We start from the raw sequence: 19956 nt of genomic DNA on the forward strand, positions 1-19956 counted from the left end.
AGTAATGGGAATCTTAGGAACCGGCCTGCAAGACGGCCTGCTGCTGAAGCCCATCAAGTACCAATGGGCCATGGACCTGTATGACCAGGCCGTTGCTAACACCTGGTTCCCTAACGAGATCCAGCTGGGCGAAGACATCGCCGACTTCAAGAAGATGACCGATGAAGAGCGTCACGCAGTGACCTTCCTCATGAGCTACTTCAACCCGAACGAGTTGCTCGTCAACAAGGCCTTGGCCTTTGGCGTGTACCCCTACGTTTCGGCCGCAGAATGCTCGCTGTACCTCGCGAAGCAGATGTGGGAAGAAGCGAACCACTGCATGAGCTTCGAGTACGTTCTCGAAACCTTCCCCATCGACCGCGAAGCTGCGTACAACTCTCACGTTGACGTCCCATCGATGGCTCGCAAGGAAGAGTTCGAGATGAAGTACATCCGTCGTATGACGGAGCAAACTCTCGACATCGACACCATCGCAGGCAAGCAGGACTTCATCCGCAACCTCGTTGCCTACAACGTGGTGCTCGAAGGCATCTGGTTCTACTCGGGCTTCATGGTTGCCCTGTCGTTCCGTCAGCGCAACCTGCTGCGTAACTTCGGTTCGCTCATGGACTGGGTTGTTCGCGACGAAAGCCTGCACCTCAAGTTCGGAATCAACCTGATCCTCACAGTGATGGAAGAGAATCCCGAGATTTTGACGGAAGAGTTTGCTGACGAAATTCGCCAGATGATTCTGGATGCTGTGGAAATGGAAGAGGCCTACAACCACGACCTGCTCCCCGGCGGCATCCTTGGTCTCAACGCCAACTACATCAACCAGTACGTCAAGTACCTGGCTGACCGTCGGTTGGAGGAGCTCGGCTTCGATGCGCACTACAAGGTGTCGAACCCGGCCAAGTGGATGGCGACAGCCAACGACACTCTCGAGCTCGTGAACTTCTTCGAGTCGACCAACACCTCGTATGAGGCCAACGCCTCGGCAACCACCAAGGTAAAAACGGAGTGAGCCTGACCGTTGAGTGGGTCGACTGGCTCGACCCACGCGCGGTTACCCAGCGTGAACTGATGGAGGTCGAGACGACGGCGATGTACGCCGATCGTCAGGCCGCCCTCGATGAGATGGGCCGCAGCGCAGTAAATGCTGCGTTGACGGTCTCGCCCGGCGACGTCAGTCATACGCTTCTCGCGCTCGATGGCGATACCGTCATCGGTCACGCCGCGCTGCGCCGGTTCGGAAAGTCCTTTGAAGTTAAGAAGGTCTTCGTTGGCTCGAACCATCGGGGCAAGGGCGCTGCCCGCCGCCTCATGAATGAGCTGGAAGGTGTAGCTCGCGCAGCTTCGGCTCGCTCGCTCGTACTGCAAACCGGTCACGCTCAGTTGCCCGCTATGGCGCTCTACGAAAGCCTGGGCTACGTACACATCGAGCCTTTTGGCGACTACGCCAACATCCCATTTGGTATCTGCTACGAAAAGACTTTGTAGTCCGTTCAGCTTCGCCACCTAAGCTGCACCGGATGGGGGATACCCCTTATCCAACTAACCCGGAACAATTGCACTGTGAGACTCTTTCGGCGGCGCCCGCGCCTCAACTTGGGCAAATTTAGGGCGCCCGAGCCCGTAGAAGAAGCGCCCATCGAACGTGTTGTCGAAGAGGGCGTTCTCATCGCGCGCAACGCGGTGCGAATGGCGGTCAAGAATCGAATCATCGTCGACGCCGCTCGCGATCACCTCGACTACGACGACGGTGCGCTGGCTGGCCTCGTTCACGTCGAATTCGACCACTTGGCTGACCAAGCGGAACGGCTGCTCAAGGTCACGCGTACGGAACGCAACCGTGCAGTCCAGGAGGGGCTCACCGAGGGGCTTCGCCAAGCATCCATGGACGGCGAACTGATCTCGAACATCATCGACGAAGCGCGCGAACTGGCGTGGAGCGAGATCGGGACCGCGATCATCGGCAAATTGCGCGACGCGTACATGCCGGCTGCCGATCCGCAATATCAGAAGGACCGCGAAACTCGACTGCGTGAGCTACGCACGATCAACTTCGCAGAGCTGCAAGCAGCGAACGAAGGTGAGTACTAGCTCCGCTGGCGCGTCGCGCCCACTAATGACGCGGCCGTGCCTCTGCCGCATAATTTCTGCACGTCATGCAGGATTTCGACGGCCACCCCCTAATGGATACCGGATCGTTTCTCACCAAACGATGATCTGAGCGCAGCCGGCGGTAGGCTTCCTTGGTCGGCGTTGAGGCGAGGCGCGTCCGTTCCGGATTCGATCTTCGTAACCGACGCCGCTATTCATCGGGAAATAGAGAAGGTTGAATCATGAGAATCAAGTACGTGACTCCGGCACTGGTTGTCGCCGCAGCGCTCATGCTGTCGGGTTGTGTCGACAACAGCACCACCACCGAAACCACCACCGGAGGCAACACTCCCGACGTCGGAGTGAACGAAGCTGCAGCCGCTCTGTTGCCTGACGACATCAAGGACGCCGGCGTGCTCGTGATCGGTATTGACCCGACCTACGCGCCCAATGAATACAAGGACGATGCTGGAAACCCCATCGGGTGGGAAGTTGACCTCGCCAACGCGATGGCCGCGACCCTTGGTCTCGAGACTCAGTACGAGCCCTCCAGTTTCGACAAGATCATCCCGAGCGTCACCGGCGGTAGCTACGACATCGGCTTCTCGTCGTTCACTGATAACGCAGAGCGCGAGAAGGTCGTCGACTTCGTGAACTACTACGAAGCGGGCATCCAGTGGGCGCAGGCAGTTGGCGGCGACGTTGACCCCGCTAATGCGTGTGGCTTGACCGTTACTGTTCAGACCGGAACCTACGAAGAGACCGACGAGCTTCCGGCGAAGTCGCAAGAGTGTGTGGATGCGGGCAACGAGCCCATCGACATCCTCAAGTTCGACACGCAAGACGAAGCCACGAACGCGCTTGCTCTGGGCCGGGCCGACGCCATGAGCGCTGACTCACCCATCACGCAGTACGCCGTGAGCCAGGTTGAAGACAAGATTGAGCTCGCAGGCGACTCCTTCGACACCGCGCCCTACGGAATCGCCGTCGCTAAGGACTCGGAGCTTCCGGCCGCTCTCCAGGCTGCTCTGCAGTCGATGATCGACGACGGAACCTACAAGTCGATCCTCGACGACTGGGGAGTCTTCAGCGGTGCTGTCGACAGCATCACCATCAACGCGGCAACCGCTAGCTAAGTAGATGGCTGCATCAGGCTCTAACCGTTCGGCGACACCTGACATGGTGTCGCCGAACGGCGCCGATCAAGCGGAAGCTATTCAGGCGATTCGTCTTCGTCACCCTTGGCGCAACGTTGTCGCCGTGATTCTGGTGGCGATGCTCGCGCTCTTCGTGCTGGACGCTGCCCAGCGCGACGCGTATGGCTGGGACAACTTCGCCAAATACATCTTTGATCAGCGCATCTCGCAAGCAGCGGGCTACACGCTGTTGCTCACGGTGTACTCGATGATCATCGCGATCATCTTGGGCGTCACTCTTGCCGTCATGCGTCTCTCGGACAACCCGGTGGTTAAGGGTATTGCCTGGCTCTACCTCTGGGTCTTCCGCGGCACTCCTGTCTACGTGCAGCTCGTATTCTGGGGTCTCTTCGCGACGATCTACTCCACGATCGATATCGGCATCCCCTTCACGGAGCCGTGGCTTTCACTCGAAACGAACGACCTCATCAGCGTGTTCTGGCTCGCTGTGATCGGTCTGGCGCTCAACGAATCTGCCTACATGGCAGAGATCGTGCGCGCCGGCATCCTCTCGGTCGACAAGGGCCAAGATGAAGCTGCTACCGCGCTGGGTATGTCGTGGATTCAAACCATGACTCGCGTTGTCATTCCCCAGGCCATGCGCATCATCATTCCGCCCACGGGCAATGAAGTTATTTCGATGCTCAAGACCACCTCGCTGGTCACGGCCATCCCGTTCAGCCTGGAGCTCTACGGTCGTTCGCGCGACATCTCCGTTGTGATCTTCGACCCGATTCCGCTGTTGCTCGTCGCCTCTGCCTGGTACCTGCTGTTCACCTCGATTCTCATGGTGGGCCAGTACTTCTTGGAGAAGCGCTTCTCTCGCGGAGTTGGCCAGGCTCGCCCCGAAAAGACGGGGACCGAGACGGGGGCAATCACGCTGAAGACCGGTGTCATTACGACTCCGGGAGCGGCAGCCGCTGGCGAGGCTGGTTCTGATGCCAGTGCCGACCTGAGTACCGATCCTGAAGGAAAGGAGCACCAATGATGAACGCAGCTACAAGTAGCGTGCCCATGGTGCATGCCGATCGTGTCTCGAAGAGCTTCGGTTCTAACGAAGTCCTCAAGAGCATTTCGCTGTCGGTACCGCAGGGCGAGGTGATGTGTTTGGTCGGGCCAAGTGGTTCGGGCAAGTCAACCTTCTTGCGCTGCATCAACCATCTTGAACGAGTGGATGCCGGTCGACTCAGTGTCGAAGGCGTTCTGGTCGGGTACGAAGAGCGTGGCGACAAGCTCTATGAGCTCAAGCCGCGCGAAGCTGCTCGCCAGCGTCGGGATATCGGCATGGTGTTTCAGCGCTTCAATCTGTTCCCGCACATGACGGCCCTCGAAAACATCATTGAGGCGCCCATCCGGGTGAACAAGGTCAAGAAAGAGGCCGCGGTCGCGCACGCTCAAGAGCTGCTCGCTCGCGTCGGCCTCGCTGATAAGGCGGATGCCTACCCGGCTCACTTGTCGGGTGGCCAGCAGCAGCGTGTGGCTATCGCGCGCGCTCTCGCCATGGAGCCCAAGCTCATGCTGTTCGATGAGCCGACCTCGGCGCTCGACCCGGAGCTCGTGGGCGAAGTGCTCGACGTCATGAAGGGTCTCGCCGAATCCGGCATGACCATGATCGTCGTCACGCACGAGATGGGGTTCGCGCGTGAAGTCGCCGACCAGCTCGTGTTTATGGATGGTGGCGTTGTCGTGGAGTCGGGCGATCCCGACGAGGTTCTCGGTAACCCACAGCACGAACGTACGAAAGCGTTTCTCTCCAAGGTTCTCTAACCTCAGACGAGGCTCGCGACGTGTCGAGGATGCTGGCTGTGACCAGTGTCCTCGACGCCGCGCAATTGGTGGCTGCTAGCGCGGCTGCATCCGGATCGCACCGTCGAGCCTAATCACTTCACCGTTGAGCATCGGGTTCTCGACGATGTGCTGCACGAGCGCAGCGTATTCGGCCGGTCGTCCCAGGCGAGACGGATGCGGCACTTGCGCGCCGAGCGAATCTTGCGCCTCCTGCGGCAGGCCTGCCATCATCGGCGTCTCAAAGATGCCCGGAGCGATTGTCATGACGCGCACCAAGCTCGCCGCGAATTCGCGGGCGAGCGGCAGAGTCATCCCGGCGACACCCGCTTTAGACGCGGCATACGCGGGCTGGCCAATCTGGCCATCGAAGGCAGCGACGGATGCCGTGTTCACGATCACGCCCCGTTCCCCGTCGATCGGCTCGGTCTCGACCATCGCTGCCGCAGCCAGCCGGATGACGTTGAACGTGCCCACAAGGTTGATGCCGATCACGGTCTCGAAGGTCTCTAACGGCAGCACACCCTTGCGCCCGAGCGTCTTGCCGGGAGTTGCAACTCCGGCGCAGTTCACGACAATACGCAGCGGAGCCACCGAGCGCGCTAGGTCGACGGCAGCCTGAACGTCAACCTCGGAGCGCACGTCGGTGGGGGAGAACCGGAAGCCATGTTCGGCGGCGATTTCGAGTCCACGCGAGCTGGGCAGATCGGCGATGGTGACCTGCGCGCCCTGCGCGGCGAGAGCGTGAGCGGTGGACAGTCCGAGTCCACTGGCGCCGCCGGTGATGAGCGCTGCGGCATCCTGAATGTGCATTAAAGCCTTTCGATGAGGGTTGCGTTGGCCATGCCGCCGCCTTCGCACATCACTTGGAGTCCGAAGCGACCGCCGCTGGCGTCGAGGTGATTGACAAGAGTCGTGAGCAGGCGCGTGCCCGAGGAGCCGAGGGCGTGGCCGAGCGCGATGGCACCGCCGCGGGGGTTCACGATCGTGGGATCGACGGGGAATTCTTTGAGCCAGGCGAGGGCCACCGAGGCGAAGGCTTCGTTGACCTCGATGCTGTCGATCTGGTCGAGCCGGATGCCGCTGCGCTCGAGTACGCGATGCGTAGCGGGAATGATGCCGGTGAGCATCTCGATGGGGTCGGAACCGACGACTGCAAAGGAATGGAAGCGCGCGCGAGGCGTCAACCCCAGAGCCGCGGCCCGCTCTTCGCTCATGATCAGCGCAGCGGAGGCGCCGTCGGTAAGCGGCGATGAGTTGCCGGCGGTCACGCGCCATTGAATCTCGGGAAAACGCCCGGCGGTAGCGGCATCGTAGAAGACGGGCGCGAGCGCAGAGAGCTTCTCGGCGGTGGTGCCGGGGCGCACGGTTTCGTCGCGATCGAGGCCAGCGAGCGGCAGAATCTCCGAGCTGAAATCGGAGGCCGCGGCACGAGCGTGGGAGAGGGCCGCATAGACGTCGAGGTCGTCGCGTTCCAGGCCCCAGCGCGCGGCAATGAGCTCTGCCGAGATGCCCTGCGTGACGAATCCTTCGGGGTAGCGGTTACGGGTAAGGCGGCTCATTCCACCTTGACCGAGCGTCGCTTGCCCAATCGGGTGGGTGCTCATGAGCTCGACACCGCACGCGATGACGATGTCATTGACCCCGGCCATGATCGATTGAGCGGCGAAGTGCGCGGCCTGCTGACTGGAGCCGCACTGGCGGTCGATCGTGGTGGCCGGCACCGACTCGGGGAACCCCGCAGCCAGCACCGCAGTGCGGGTCACATTGGCTGCCTGGCGGCCAGATTGTGTGACGCAGCCGCCCATCACATCGTCGATGGTGGCGGGGTCGAGATCGTGACGATCAACCAGACTGCGCAAGACGACGGCCAGAAGATCGACCGGATGCTCGCTGGAGAGCGCCCCGCCGGGTTTGCCCCGGCCCGAAGGCGTTCGAATCGCGTCAACAATGACTGCCGTTGTCATGGCTCAACCCTAACCGCGAGGGCGGATGCGGGGAAGAGCGGGGTGCTGCTCGTAGAGCAAAGATATTCGGACTGTACGCCCGAAAAGCAGGCACGAAAAAGCGGGCCCGCACTCGCGAGCCCGCTGATTCACTACGGTTAGGCCGGTTCGACGCCAAACGCGCGGGCCAGCTTGTCGATCTTTTGGGCACGACCAAGGCGGGGCAGGTCGCTGCCGTCGCGGATGACGCGGCCGCGAGCCTCGAAGTCGTCCAAGAAATCGCGCGCCCACGCCACATCAGAGCGTGTGGGGCTGATGACCTCATTGATGATCGGCAGTTGCTCGATGTCGAGGCAGAGCTTGCCGGTCATGCCGAGAGAAACGGCCATGTCACCTTGTTCGCGCAGAACCGGGTGGCTCGTGCCGACGGTCGGCCCGTCGATCGGGCCGGGAAGGTTGCCGACCCGGCTGGCAATGACCAAGCGCGAGCGGGGGTAGGCCATGGCGAGGTCATCGGCGCTGGCGCCGGTGTCGCGACGGTAGTCGCCGCTACCGAAGGCAAGACGGTACGCACCGCGGGCGCGGGCGATCGAGACAACTTCTTCGATTCCGAGAGCCGACTCCACGAGGGCGATCACGGGAGTGGCGCCCTTGAGACGGTCAAAAGTTTCAGAAACGTGAGCGGCCGCTTCTGCCTTGGCGAGCATGACGCCGCGCAGGCCAGGAAGGCCGGCGAGGGCATCCACATCGTCTGACCAGAAGTCAGAAGCACGGTCATTGATGCGCACCCAGCCGCTGCCGCCATTGCTCAACCACTGCACGACAGCGTCGCGGGCACTCGGCTTCAAGCGCGGATCAACAGCGTCTTCAACATCGAGAATGATCTGGTCGGCGCGCGAACGCTCGGCAGCGTCAAAGTCTTCGGGGCGGGTAGCCGCAACCAGGAGCCACGAACGCGCAATCTCAGCGGAAATCTCGGGGCTAGCGGGGGTGGTGGTAGTGCTTTCGGACACGCGTGAGCTGCTTTCTTTCAGAAGAGAGGCTACGATTTCGCGCCACTCGCAGCCTCAAGAGTAGCCGGTGGGAGCCTCCTGAGGCTGAAAATACGGCTTCAGGAAGCGAGCACCTTCGCGATGCGCTGAAGGCTCACCGATTCGGCCGTTCCGAGGTGCTGAGCGAAGAGACTCAAGCGCAGTTCTTCGAGCATCCACCGGGCGCGGGCAATCTGCGGTTCGGGATGCTGCTCCAGCGGCAGCGTGCCGCCCGCGTCCTTGTAGCGGCGGGTCGCCAACTCGACTTCGGACATCCACCCGCGGTCGCGGCCAGGGTTCTCGGTGAGCTTCGTGACGCGGTGCTCGATGCCCTTGAGGTAGACGGGGAGGCGGCGCAGTTGGGTGAGTCCTGTCGCCGAAACGAAGCCGGGGAACACGAGTGCATCAAGCTGTTCGCGCGCATCGCCGAGGGGTGCAATCAGATGCATGCTGGTCGCGGCACGAATGGCTTTATCGGCCAGTCGAACTCCCGACACTATGGATGCCACGAGGGAGACCGTTGCAAAGAGCGAGTCCACCAGCCCTGCCGAAATTTCGTTACGCAGCGCCTCGAACTCGGCCTGTTCGAACACCTCGCGATCGCCGATTACGGAGTCGACACAGGCGCGCAAGCAGTCGTCGAAGAGGGCGTTCGTCGAGCGGTACGGGCTCTGCGCTAGCACGAGCTTTTCGTTGCCCGTGAGATGTTCGTTGATGTACCCGAGCGGCGAGGGGATCGCTAGCAACAACAAACGACGAACCCCGCCCTGATGGGCAATGCCCTGGTCATAGGGAGTGGACATGAGGCGAATCGAAACCGAGTCGCCGACATCCACGAGCGCGGGGTAGGCCCGAATCGTGTTGCCACCGTGCTTGGTGTCGCGAGAGCGATCGAGCGTGCCGAAATCCCACGCGGTGATGCCGGAGCGTTCGAGCGTCTCCGCCGGGCGGCCGCCTGCAGGCGGTGCGGCGCCTTCAACGGCCCGCGCGACGCTCTCGCGGGCGACCGGCTTGAGGCTGGCCTGCAGGCTGCGCAGTGACTTGTTGGCGCCGACCTTCTTGCCACGCTCGTTGATCACGGCGAAGGTGACCTTGAGATGCGGGGGCACGCGATCGAGATCGAAGTCGGATGCCGCAACCTTCACATAGGTCAGGCGAGCGATTTCTTTGGCGAGATAATCAGTCAGGCCGGGGCCGTCGTCGAGGGCGGCAGTCGCCGGATCGTCCGGCACGCTCTCGAGCAGACGCCGGGCCCAGTCGGCGGCGGGCACGACGTTGCGACGGATCGGCTTCGGCAGCGACTTGATCAGCGCAGTCACGAGTTCTTCACGCAGGCCGGGAACCTGCCAGTCGAAGCCTTCGGGGCGCAGCCCGGCGAGCAGCGGGAGCGGCACCGCGATGGTGACGCCGTCATCGTCGGTTCCGGGTTCAAAGCGATACGTGAGGCTCAGCGTTTGATCGCCGCGCACCCACGTGGTCGGGAAGGCGGTGTCGTCGACTTCAGCGTCATCCGCGTTCTCGAGCAGGTCATTCGTGGTGAGCGTGAGCAGGTCGGGGGAATCGTGGCGCGCTTTCTTCCACCAGCCCTCGAAATCACGAACGGAGGCGACGGTGGCGGGAATGCGCTTGTCGTAGAACTCGAAGATGGTTTCGTCGTCGTGCAGAATGTCGCGACGGCGGCTGCGTTCTTCGAGCTGTTCGAGGTCTCGACGCAGCGCGCGGTTGGAGGCGTCGAAGCCCCACACCCGCTTGTCGCGCTTGGTGAGGTCATCTTCGCCCTCCACGAGAGCGTGGCGAATGAACAATTCGCGGGCTGCAGGCAGATCGACGCGGGAGAACTGGATGCGCCGGCGGGCGGCAAGCGTTACGCCATAGAGAGTGACGCGTTCGAACGCTACGGCAGCACCTTGCTTCTTCTCCCAGTGCGGTTCGGAATAGCTGCGCTTCACGAGATCGCCAGCAAGCTTTTCGGCCCAGACAGGATCGATGGCAGCATTCGTGCGAGCGAAGAGCCTGCTCGTTTCCACGAGCTCGGCGCTCATGATCGCGTTGGGTTGTTTCTTCGCGAGGGCCGAGCCGGGGAAGATGACAAAGCGGGTTTGACGCGCGCCAATGTAGTCGCGCTTCGCGACGTCCTTGAGGCCAATGTGGCTGAGAAGACCCGCCAACAGCGAGCGATGGATGCCGTCGGGGTTCGAGTGCGCGTCGCCAATAACCAGCCCAAGCGGCTTGGCCATCCGGCTCAACTGGCGGTACACGTCGTGCCATTCGCGCACCCGCAAATAGTTGAGGTATTCGTTCTTGCACATTCGTCGGAACTGGTTGCCCGAGAGCTCTTTCTGCTTCTCTTCGAGATAGTTCCAGAGGTTGAGCAGGGTGAGAAAGTCGCTCGTGGGGTCGATGAAGCGCGCGTGCTGCTGGTCGGCTTGCGGGCGTTTATCGAGGGGGCGCTCGCGGGGGTCTTGAATGCTGAGCGCGGCGACGATCGCCATGACTTCGCGCGTCGTGCTGTGCTGCTTCGATTCGATCACCATGCGCGCGAGGCGAGGGTCGATGGGAAGCTGCGTGAGTTGCTTGCCGATGCGGGTGATGCGCGGGGCAGCATCTTTCGCGTCCTTGCTGCTTGCGCCCGTGCGCGGGCCGTTAGCGCTCGACGACGTTTTCGTGCTGCGGATGCCCGCAGTGTTTTCCACGGCACCCAACTCGGTCAGCAGGTCGAGACCGTCTTTGATGCCGCGCGAGTCTGGCGGCTGCAAGAAGGGGAACTCGGCAATGTTGCCGAGGCCGAGCGACACCATCTGCAGGATGACCGCGGCGAGGTTGGTGCGCAGAATCTCGGGTTCCATGAACTCGGGCCGCGCGTTGAAATCCTCTTCGGAGTAGAGGCGGATCGCAATACCGTCACTCGTTCGTCCGGAACGCCCCGAACGTTGGTTGGCGCTGGCCTGGCTGATCGCTTCGATCGGCAGGCGCTGAATTTTGGCGCGCGTGCTGTACCGGCTGATGCGCGCGGTTCCGGCGTCAATGACGTAGCGGATGCCGGGAACGGTCAGGCTGGTTTCGGCCACGTTGGTGGCCAGCACGATACGGCGCCGCGTGCCGGGAGTGCGCCGTGACTCGAAGACCCGGTGTTGCTCGGCGGCGCTCAGGCGACCGTAAAGGGGGAGCACCTCGGTGCCTTCGGAGAGCTTGCCCGCGTTGATACGGCCGCGGATCGCCTCTTCGGCATCCCGAATCTCGGTTTCACCCGAGAGGAACACAAGCACGTCGCCGTCGCTCTCGCGGGAGAGCTCGTCGAGCGCGTCGTTGATGCCCTCCAAGTAGTCGCGATCGGCGCGGTTGGCGGCAGCTTCTTCGGCGTCCTCGGATTCGAGATCGTCGCCAACGTTTTCTTCGGCGACGAGCGGGCGATACCGAATCTCCACCGGGAAGGTGCGGCCAGAAACCTCAATAATCGGCGCGCCATCGAAGTGCTTCGAGAAGCTCTCGGGGTCGATCGTGGCACTCGTAATGATGATGCTGAGATCCGGGCGCCGGGCGCGCAGCTGCTTGAGGTAGCCGAGCAAGAAGTCCACGGTGAGGCTGCGTTCGTGGGCCTCGTCGATGATGATCGCGTCGTACTTTTTGAGGTCGCGGTCGCGGTGAATCTCATTCAGCAGGATGCCGTCGGTCATCAGCTTCACACGCGTGTTTTTGCCCACACGGTCGGTGAAACGCACTTGGTAACCGACGAGGTCACCCATTTCGGTGCCGAGCTCTTCGGCGATGCGCTCGGCCACCGTGCGCGCGGCGATCCTTCGCGGCTGCGTGTGCCCGATGGATGTCTTACCCAGTTCCAACAAAATCTTGGGTAGCTGGGTGGTTTTTCCGCTACCGGTCGCTCCCGCGATGATCACGACTTGGTTGTCGCGGATGGCCGCCAAAATGTCATCTTTGCGCTGGCTGACGGGCAGCTCGGGCGGGTACGTCACAACAACGTCAGCGGGCGCGGAGGATGCAGTGCTGGCGGAGTGAACGTCGGAGGCAGACATAGCCCTTCAGCTTACGCGGTGTGGGCGTCGACTAGGGCCTCGGTGACAGCCAGCGTCGCAGCATCCGCGTGACCCCGGGCAGCAAGACGTACGTCATGATCGGCGTCAGGCAGAGCGTCGTGAGGAGCACTCGCACGACGATCGGCAGCGCATCCCAGCCGGGAACCAGCATCGTCACGAGCAGAGTGAAGAGAAGGTTGAGCGGGAAGAAACCCAGCCAGATGGTCACGGCTTGCTTCCAGCGCGGGGGAGCGGCGGGCACGGGCGAAACGAGGCCCGCCTGTTCAACGGTGACCTCGGTTGGCTCATCGAACCAGCCTTCGATTCCGGTGCGGCGTTCGGTGCGCTGATCGTGCACGAACCCGCTGCCGCTCTGCAGCCACCACGCGCGTTCGGGCGATTGCTCCCAGTGCAAGAGCGCTGCGTCATCCGCGAATCGGTACAGCATGTGCCACGTGGTGCTGTTGGTGCCAGCGCGCACCCAACCCGAGCCGAGAAAGCCGGGATAGCTGGTGGCAAGGTTAATGCCGGTTTGCATCCAGGCGGTGGCTTCCGCAATGCGGGCCGGGTCGACGGTGCGTTCGATCGAGATCGTGATCGGGGCATTTTCGGGCGACATGAGCGCCCTCCTTCTCTGTTGTCCAGCGGCAACAGTGACGTCCGGTGTGGGCTTCGCGGGTTTCAATTCTAAGTCGGATGCGCGGCTTCGAGCCTGTGCATATGTTAAGTTCTCGCAACGCGAAAACTGCTAATCTCCGTCACCCGATCGTTACCCCCACTGTGGGGTAGACACAGTAATCCACGCAGGAATCCGTCGTTCTTGTTGCGAATTGTGCTAATCGTCAGTTTCTATTGCTCTCACGTTCAGGAATACGGTGTAATGGCGGCCATGGGATTGGTCTACGCCGTCCCTTCGACCACCTTTCTACTGGAGGAAAGATGAAGAAGAAGCGCGTCTCAGCTGCTATAGCTGTACTCGCGGCTGGAGCCCTCGCCCTAACAGGGTGTACTCCGCCGTATGAATCAGAAGTTATCGCCGATACCGAAATCACGGTGGCGTGGAATGACCTGATCGACAACTTCAACGGAAGCAGTGCAGCAGGTAACAACACGGCGAACAATGTTGTGCTGTACATGATGAACTCGACATTCCTGTACTACAACAGCGAACCTGCTCTCGTTCGTAACACCGACTTCGGTTCCTTCGAGAAGACCAGCGATGACCCACTGACGGTCAAGTACACCCTCAACGACAACGTCACCTGGTCTGATGGAACGCCCATCGACTCCGCTGACTTGCTGCTCGCTTGGACTACCATTTTCGCCGGCGTTGAGGATGCTGAGGGTGCTCCGCTGTTCACCCACGCCAACCCGCGTGGTGACCTCGCTTCGGCTCTGCCGGAGATCGACGACAAGAGCATCACGATCGTGTACGACAAGGCCTACGTTGACTGGGAGCTCCAGTTCGACATGGGTGTTGCCGCTCACGGTGTCGTAGAGCTGGCTTACCCCGAGATCACTGATCCTGAGGAAGCCAAGAAGATGTTCGTCGAGGCAGTTCAGAACGACGACGTCGAGTGGCTGACTCCGGTCGCCAAGGCGTGGAACGACGCTTACCAAGCGCCGAGCACTCCCGACAACGAACTCGTCGCTCTCTCGAGCGGTGCCTACGTTCTCGACGAACTCGTAGAGAACGAGTACGTTGCGCTCAAGGCCAACCCGCTCTACACGTGGGGTCCGTCGCCCAAGTACGAACGCATCATCGTCCGTCAGATCGAAGACTCGACCGCTCAGGTGCAGGCCATCGAGAATGGTGACGTTCAGATCGCCGCCGGCCAGCCGACTCCCGACGTGCTTGAGCTCGTCAAGGGCTTGGGTAACGCTGAGTACGTCACTGGTGATGAGGCCACGTATGAGCACATCGACCTCACGTTCAACAACGGTGGTCCTTTCGACCCCGCCACCTATGGCGGAGACGAAGCGACGGCAAAGGCAGTTCGTCAGGCCTTCCTGAAGATCATTCCCCGTCAAGAAATCCTCGACAAGCTGATCGCCCCGCTCAATGAAAATGCCACTCTGCGTGACTCGGTACTCCAAATTCCTGGTGCTCCCGGCTATGACAAGATCGCATCCTCGAACGGTTCGGACGGCTACGCCGAGGTCGACATCGATGGCGCCAAGAAGCTCCTTGCTGACGCTGGGGTGACCACTCCGGTTGAGGTCAAGTTCTGGTACCCCGAGGGCAACGTTCGTCGTGCATCGGAGTTCGAATTCATCCAGCAGTCGGCTGCTCTTGCCGGCTTCACGGTTGTTGACGACTCGGAGCCCACGTGGGCATTCACCGACAAGGAAGCACTGCCGATCAACCCCCACGACGCGGTTATCTTCGGGTGGCAGTCGACGAGCCTCGCGCTCACCGGTTCTGACCAGTACCTCGGTAGCGGCCAGCCCAGCAACTTCGGTGGATACTCCAACACCGAGGTAGACGGACTCCTCAAGGACCTTGAGACCGAGCTGGACCCCGAGGTTCAGACCGAGATCCAGGTTGAGGTCGAGAAGCTGGTCTGGGAAGACGCGTACGGCGTCACCCTCTTCCAGTTCCCCGGAATCACCGTCTGGAACAACTCAGTGACGAACGTGGACCCGAGTCCGCTGTCGCCGACCTACTTCTGGAACTTCTGGGAGTGGGCACCGGCCGACTCCGAGTAATTCCTCGGTAGCGCTCACGAGTGGGTCGGGCTTCACGCCCGGCCCACTTGTGAGTCCGTCGTCATGCCGCTCGTCGGCACTGTTTTGTTCTGTTGTGCACGCCCCCGAAATGAGGATCTCCGGTGCTGACCTTTGTCGCCAGACGCCTTGTAGCCACTCTTCTTGTTCTCCTCGTGGCTTCATTCATCGTCTATGTACTAACCGCCAATTCCGGTGATCCGCTTCGAGATCTTCGAGGCAGTCGAGATCCCAGCGCTCAAGATCAAATTGCGTACTTGAGTGGCCTGCTTAACCTCGATCAGCCTCCCGTGCTGCGCTACTTCTCCTGGCTCGGAGGAGTAGGGGCGTGCTTCATCGGCCAGTGCGACCTCGGCATCTCTGTCGCCCGCGGCCAGCAGCCCGTGATCGAAGCCATTGGTGGAGCGCTCGGCTCCACGCTTCAACTCGTGCTCGCCGCCACGATTCTCGCGATCGTGATCGGTGTCGCCATCGGAATGACCACCGCGCTTCGCCAGTACAGCGGTTACGACTACGTCGTCACGTTCCTCACCTTTGTCTTCTACTCGCTGCCCATCTTCTGGGTCGCGGTGCTCCTCAAAGAGTTCGGCGCTATTCAGTTCAACTCGTTCCTCGGCGACCCCGTCATACCGTGGTGGTCGATACTCATCATCGGGCTCGTGATGGGCTTCATCGCCTCCTCCGTCGTCGGCGGCGAGCTGCGAACGCGCGTCATCTCCTTCGTCAGCGTCGGCGGCGGTATTGCTGCGTTGCTCATCCTTCTCGATGTCACGCGCTGGTTTGAAAGCCCCTCGATCGGCTTCGTCGGAATCGCGCTGATGTCCGTGGCTACGGGCGCGGTCGTGCTCTTCGCCTCCACTGGCTTCCACAACCGGCGGGCCCTGCTCGCGGTCGGAATCATCGTGGTGCTGACCGTCATCCTGAGCTGGCCGTTCCAGTTCCTCTTCTACTACGTCAACAGCCCGTGGACTGTGCTGCTCGTCCTCGCCATCATGGTGGGGCTCGGCCTCCTCGTCGGCTTCTTCGTCGGTGGTGATGGCAAGGCCGTCGTAGCTCGCACCACGGCCATCGTCGGTGGCTTGGGAATCATCCCGCTCGTGCTCGACCAGATGTTCATCCGCTGGGATGAGTACGTGGCGCGCATCCCGCTCAGCAACGGTGTGATCGCCACGATCGGTGCCTCGACTCCCGCCATCCGCCGCGTGGATGACACCTGGCTCAACATGCTCGACTCGCTGACCCACATGCTGCTGCCCACCATCGCGCTCATGATCATCTCGCTGGCGGCTTACACGCGCTACGCTCGCGCCAGTCTGCTCGACGTCATGAACCAGGACTACGTGCGCACGGCGCGTGCCAAGGGCCTCGGCGAACGCACCGTGGTGATGCGTCACGCCTTCCGCAACGCCATGATCCCGATCGCGACCATCATCGCGCTCGACTTCGGGGCGGTGATCGGTGGAGCCGTAATCACAGAAAGAGTCTTCGCCTGGCAGGCGATGGGTTCGCTCTTCAGCGAGGGGCTCAACCGCATCGACGTGAACCTCGTGATGGGATTCTTTCTCGTCACGGGCATCCTCGCCGTTATCTTCAACGTTATTGCCGACCTCTTATATTCGGCCCTTGACCCCAGAATTCGGGTGAGCTGATCATGACCGATAAGAACCCCATCGCCGACGAACAATCGGTGGGCCAAGAGCTCAGCATTGAACAGCGAGCCACGGTCGGTCTGAGCCAGGGCGCGATTGTGCGCCGCCGCTTCCTGCAGCACCGCGGTGCCGTTGTCTCGGTCTTCGTGCTGCTCTTTCTTGTGCTGCTCGCGTTCACCTCGGTGGGCACCGTGATTGGTGGCACCGGAAAGCTCACACCAGACCTCACCGGTACACGTCTTATCGTCGATGGTTTCCGCATCCCCGGTTGGTGGGGATCCACGTGGTGGGAGCGCTACGACATCATGCTCCCCGGCGGCGCTCCGACCTTCACGTGGTGGCCATTCACCTTTGGCGAGCATCCCTTTGGCCAGGACAACACGGGTAAGGATGTCTTTGCCCGTGTGATGCGCGGCATGCAGCAGTCGCTCAACGTTGTCTTCATCGTCGGAATCATCTCGACTGTCATCGGCGTCGTTCTCGGAGCCCTCGCGGGGTACTACCGCGGCTGGGTTGACCAGGTCATCATGCGCATCACCGACGTGATCATCATCGTGCCGCTACTTATCCTGGGTGCCGTTCTCGGCCAGACGATCGGTGGCGATGCGTTCTTGCTCGCCGTCATGATTGGGCTGATTGCGTGGACCGGCATGGCACGACTCGTGCGCGCCGAATTCCTGAGCCTGCGCGAGCGTGAGTTCGTGGACGCAGCACGGGTGGCGGGTGCCAGCGACTTCCGCATCATCTTCCGCCACATCCTGCCCAACACGGTCGGTGTCATCGTGGTCAGCGCGACGCTGTTGATGAGCGCCGTGATCTTGCTTGAGACGTCTTTGAGCTTCCTCGGCTTCGGCATCACCGATCCTGATATTTCCCTCGGCCAGATCATTAGCCAATACAACGAAGCGTTCAAGACGCGCCCGTGGCTGTTCTGGTGGCCAGGTCTGTTCATCGTGATTATTGCGCTGTGCATCAACTTCATTGGTGATGGTTTGCGCGATGCGTTCGACCCCCGCCAGAAGCGTGTGCCGCGTCAGCGCAGCCTGGGTTCCGAGATCGGCAACTTCTTCAAGGCCTACGTTCCCGGATCACGCCCCGGAGCGCGTCCCGGTGACGGAACGTCAAACAAGTGACCGCGGTGCAGCTAGTTGAACGTTGTGAGCACGCTGAGCAGAGTCAGCGCCACGAGAGCCGCGATAGTGCGCCAGTGCCACGAGACTCGCAACTTCGTGAACTCGCTGGTGGCGGCATCCAGATGACCGGCATCCCGCAATTGCTCCCAGTGGGAGCGGATGACGAATGCGGCCTGACCGGAATCCGACGTCACGAGATCGCCGGGTCTCACCGTGCCCGCGAGGTAGCTCGATTCGGGCAGGTTCTTACCGTCTTGGCGCACAGCGCTGAACACGGCATGACGGCCCGGAGCGGGCGCGGCCCACGCTGTGACAGTGCCGTGCGGGGTCTCCAGAGTGAGCGCGTACTTGGTGTCGATACGGCGAATCTCGGGCCACGCGACCTCGATGGTGCGCAGCACGTTGCGCAGGGTGACGCCCGACTCTGTGACGCGAACGTTTGGGCACCAGAACATGGCCCACGTGAGCAGGCCGAGCAGTCCGAAGACGGGCGCGACCTGCAGAGCATCCAGCCACCGGCCTTGACCGGCCGTGACCAGAAGTCCCGCTGCGAACGCAGCAATGACAACAATCGAAAGTACGCGCCCGAATCGCGAGTGCAGGGTGAAGTTTGGCGACACGGAACCATGTTCCCACGACAGCCACGCATCCAGGGTGAAAGGCGAGACTCCTGATGACTAAAGCAGCAACTACTGGGGCTACCACTAAGGTTCCCGCAATCGAGGTCACCGACCTGGGCGTCGACTTCTGGGTCGAGGGCGAGTGGGTGACTGCCGCCAAGAACGTGAGCTACACGCTCCAGGGCGGCGAAGTTCTCGCCATCGTGGGCGAATCGGGGTCGGGCAAGAGCACGAGCGCCATGGGGCTACTCGGACTCCTGCCCGAGAATGGACGCATCTCGGGCAGTGTGAAGCTCGCCGGTGAAGAGCTCGTCGGAGCATCCCTGCACCGCCTGCGCCAATTGCGCGGTGCCGGTATTGCCGTGATTTTCCAAGAGCCCATGACAGCGCTCAACCCCGTGTACACGATCGGTTTTCAGATCGTTGAGGCGCTTCAAGTGCACAACGCCGGCATGCTGCGGGTGGATGCCAAGAAACGTGCCCTTGAACTGCTCACGATGGTGGAACTGCCCGACCCGCAGAAGGCATTCGACTCCTACCCGCACCAGTTGTCGGGAGGGCAGCGTCAACGCGCCATGATCGCTCAGTCGATCTCGTGCGACCCCCGCGTGCTCATCGCCGACGAGCCAACGACGGCTCTCGACGTGACGGTGCAAGCTGAGATTCTGGAGCTGCTGCACCACTTGCGCTCGAAGCTCGACAGCGCAATTATCCTCATCACTCACGACATGGGCGTGGTTGCTGACCTCGCGGACCGCGTGATGGTTATGAAGGATGGCGAAGTTGTGGAGACGGGAACAGCAGATTCGCTGTTCGCCGGCGCCACGCATCCGTACACTCAGGCCCTGCTCGCCGCCGTGCCTCACCTCGGTGAAGCCGGCGAAGCATCCGCCTCGAAGGATGACCGCGAAGTTGTTCTGACCATGTCTAACGTTGCCGTGGAATACCCCAAGCGCGGCCGGGTACCCGCGTTTCGTGCCGCCGAAGGCATCAACCTCACTATTCGGCAGGGCGAAGTGCTCGGTCTTGTGGGGGAGTCGGGTTCGGGTAAAACCACCATCGGTCGTGCCGTCGTCGGGCTGCTGCCCGCGGTGGAGGGCACGCTCGACATCGTGGGCACCAACATGGTGGGCATCAATAAGAGCAATCTGCGCGCCGTTCGACGAGACATAGGCATCGTCTTTCAAGACCCGGGTTCATCCTTGAACCCACGGATGCCGATAGGCGAGAGCATCGGAGAACCGCTGCGCCTCGGTGGCGGCTTCAGTCGCAAAGATGAGGAAGCCCGCGTGAGCCTGCTTCTTGACAGAGTGCAGCTTTCCTCGCACATGCGTAACCGCTACCCGCACGAACTCTCGGGTGGTCAGCGCCAGCGCGTCGGAATTGCTCGCGCGCTCGCGCTCAGCCCCAAGCTGCTCGTCGCCGACGAGCCAACGTCTGCGCTCGACGTTTCGGTGCAGGCCAAGGTGCTTGAGCTCTTTCAGGAGCTGCAAAAAGAGCTGGGTTTTGCGTGCCTATTCGTGACCCACGACCTCGCGGTGATCGATATTCTGGCCGACCGCATCGCCGTGATGCACCGCGGCAAGATTGTCGAACAGGGAACGCGCGATCAAGTGCTGCGCAATCCCCAAGAGGCGTATACGCAGCGCCTCATCGCTGCCGTGCCGCTGCCCGATCCCGAAGAGCAGCGTCGCCGCCGAGCGGAACGGGAAGCCTCTCGCGCCTAACGGCTAGTGGAGGCAGCAGGGCGGCGTCG

Annotated in this window: 16 protein-coding genes; 10 read left to right on the plus strand and 6 right to left on the minus strand. The window is 61.7% G+C overall.

Translation table 11 applies throughout. The features are described 5' to 3' along the window. The first annotated feature begins 4 nt into the window (after positions 1-4). From ESZ53_RS12755 to ESZ53_RS12780, 6 genes are all read left to right on the plus strand, one after another. Positions 5-1003 carry a ribonucleotide-diphosphate reductase subunit beta gene (locus tag ESZ53_RS12755; protein WP_129073172.1) on the plus strand — a complete coding sequence of 333 codons (999 nt, stop codon included), beginning with the start codon at positions 5-7 and terminating at the stop codon, positions 1001-1003. Beyond that, positions 1000-1479: a GNAT family N-acetyltransferase gene (locus tag ESZ53_RS12760; RefSeq protein WP_129073173.1), complete on the plus strand. Its 480-nt coding sequence runs from the start codon at positions 1000-1002 to the stop codon at positions 1477-1479. The genes ESZ53_RS12755 and ESZ53_RS12760 overlap by 4 nt, the downstream gene beginning before the upstream one ends. Before the next feature lie 75 nt (positions 1480-1554). Further along, entirely contained in the window at positions 1555-2082 is a 528-nt protein-coding gene (locus tag ESZ53_RS12765) for a hypothetical protein (RefSeq protein ID WP_246837320.1), read from the plus strand. A gap of 242 nt (positions 2083-2324) precedes the next feature. Continuing rightward, entirely contained in the window at positions 2325-3218 is an 894-nt protein-coding gene (locus ESZ53_RS12770; protein ID WP_129073174.1) for an ABC transporter substrate-binding protein, read from the plus strand. Positions 3219-3222: 4 nt separating this feature from the next. Then, a complete protein-coding gene (locus tag ESZ53_RS12775) occupies positions 3223-4266 on the plus strand; it encodes an amino acid ABC transporter permease (RefSeq protein WP_246837321.1) in 1044 nt (347 codons plus the stop codon). A gap of 26 nt (positions 4267-4292) precedes the next feature. Then, complete coding sequence (locus ESZ53_RS12780) at positions 4293-5045, plus strand: amino acid ABC transporter ATP-binding protein (protein WP_168187275.1); 753 nt, start codon at positions 4293-4295, stop codon at positions 5043-5045. 75 nt (positions 5046-5120) lie between these two features. On the opposite strand, the gene ESZ53_RS12785 is transcribed toward ESZ53_RS12780, so the two are convergent. The 5 genes from ESZ53_RS12785 to ESZ53_RS12805 all read right to left on the minus strand — a co-directional run bounded on the left by ESZ53_RS12785 (position 5121) and on the right by ESZ53_RS12805 (position 12690). Next, positions 5121-5876: a 3-hydroxyacyl-CoA dehydrogenase gene (locus tag ESZ53_RS12785; RefSeq protein WP_129073176.1), complete on the minus strand. Its 756-nt coding sequence runs from the start codon at positions 5874-5876 to the stop codon at positions 5121-5123. Then, positions 5876-7030, minus strand: a complete 1155-nt coding sequence (locus ESZ53_RS12790) for an acetyl-CoA C-acyltransferase (RefSeq protein ID WP_129073177.1) — start codon at positions 7028-7030, stop codon at positions 5876-5878. The genes ESZ53_RS12785 and ESZ53_RS12790 overlap by 1 nt, the downstream gene beginning before the upstream one ends. Before the next feature lie 137 nt (positions 7031-7167). Beyond that, the gene (locus ESZ53_RS12795) at positions 7168-8022 is read right to left on the minus strand and encodes a CoA ester lyase (RefSeq protein WP_129073178.1); all 855 of its coding nucleotides are present in this window, start codon (positions 8020-8022) and stop codon (positions 7168-7170) included. Positions 8023-8120: 98 nt separating this feature from the next. Beyond that, a complete protein-coding gene (gene hrpA, locus ESZ53_RS12800; RefSeq protein ID WP_210403802.1) occupies positions 8121-12071 on the minus strand; it encodes an ATP-dependent RNA helicase HrpA in 3951 nt (1316 codons plus the stop codon). 31 nt (positions 12072-12102) lie between these two features. Continuing rightward, the gene (locus ESZ53_RS12805) at positions 12103-12690 is read right to left on the minus strand and encodes an antibiotic biosynthesis monooxygenase (protein ID WP_129073179.1); all 588 of its coding nucleotides are present in this window, start codon (positions 12688-12690) and stop codon (positions 12103-12105) included. A 320-nt stretch (positions 12691-13010) separates the two neighbouring features. Between ESZ53_RS12805 and ESZ53_RS12810 the strand changes: the two genes are divergently transcribed. The 3 genes from ESZ53_RS12810 (at position 13011) to ESZ53_RS12820 (ending at position 17580) form a co-directional block, all read left to right on the plus strand. Further along, the gene (locus tag ESZ53_RS12810) at positions 13011-14780 is read left to right on the plus strand and encodes an ABC transporter family substrate-binding protein (RefSeq protein ID WP_129073180.1); all 1770 of its coding nucleotides are present in this window, start codon (positions 13011-13013) and stop codon (positions 14778-14780) included. Between the two features lie 122 nt (positions 14781-14902). After that, positions 14903-16447 carry an ABC transporter permease gene (locus tag ESZ53_RS12815; protein ID WP_129073181.1) on the plus strand — a complete coding sequence of 515 codons (1545 nt, stop codon included), beginning with the start codon at positions 14903-14905 and terminating at the stop codon, positions 16445-16447. Positions 16448-16449: 2 nt separating this feature from the next. Further along, on the plus strand, positions 16450-17580 hold the full coding sequence (locus ESZ53_RS12820; RefSeq protein WP_129073182.1) for an ABC transporter permease: 1131 nt from the start codon (positions 16450-16452) through the stop codon (positions 17578-17580). Positions 17581-17591: 11 nt separating this feature from the next. Here ESZ53_RS12820 and ESZ53_RS12825 read toward each other — a convergent pair whose 3' ends face one another. Beyond that, positions 17592-18200 carry a PH domain-containing protein gene (locus ESZ53_RS12825; protein WP_129073183.1) on the minus strand — a complete coding sequence of 203 codons (609 nt, stop codon included), beginning with the start codon at positions 18198-18200 and terminating at the stop codon, positions 17592-17594. A gap of 53 nt (positions 18201-18253) precedes the next feature. Between ESZ53_RS12825 and ESZ53_RS12830 the strand changes: the two genes are divergently transcribed. Beyond that, the gene (locus ESZ53_RS12830) at positions 18254-19927 is read left to right on the plus strand and encodes an ABC transporter ATP-binding protein (RefSeq protein ID WP_129073184.1); all 1674 of its coding nucleotides are present in this window, start codon (positions 18254-18256) and stop codon (positions 19925-19927) included. Positions 19928-19956: the final 29 nt, after the last annotated feature.

The sequence above is a fragment of the Salinibacterium sp. UTAS2018 genome (assembly GCF_004118935.1).
Classification (GTDB): Bacteria; Actinomycetota; Actinomycetes; order Actinomycetales; family Microbacteriaceae; genus Rhodoglobus.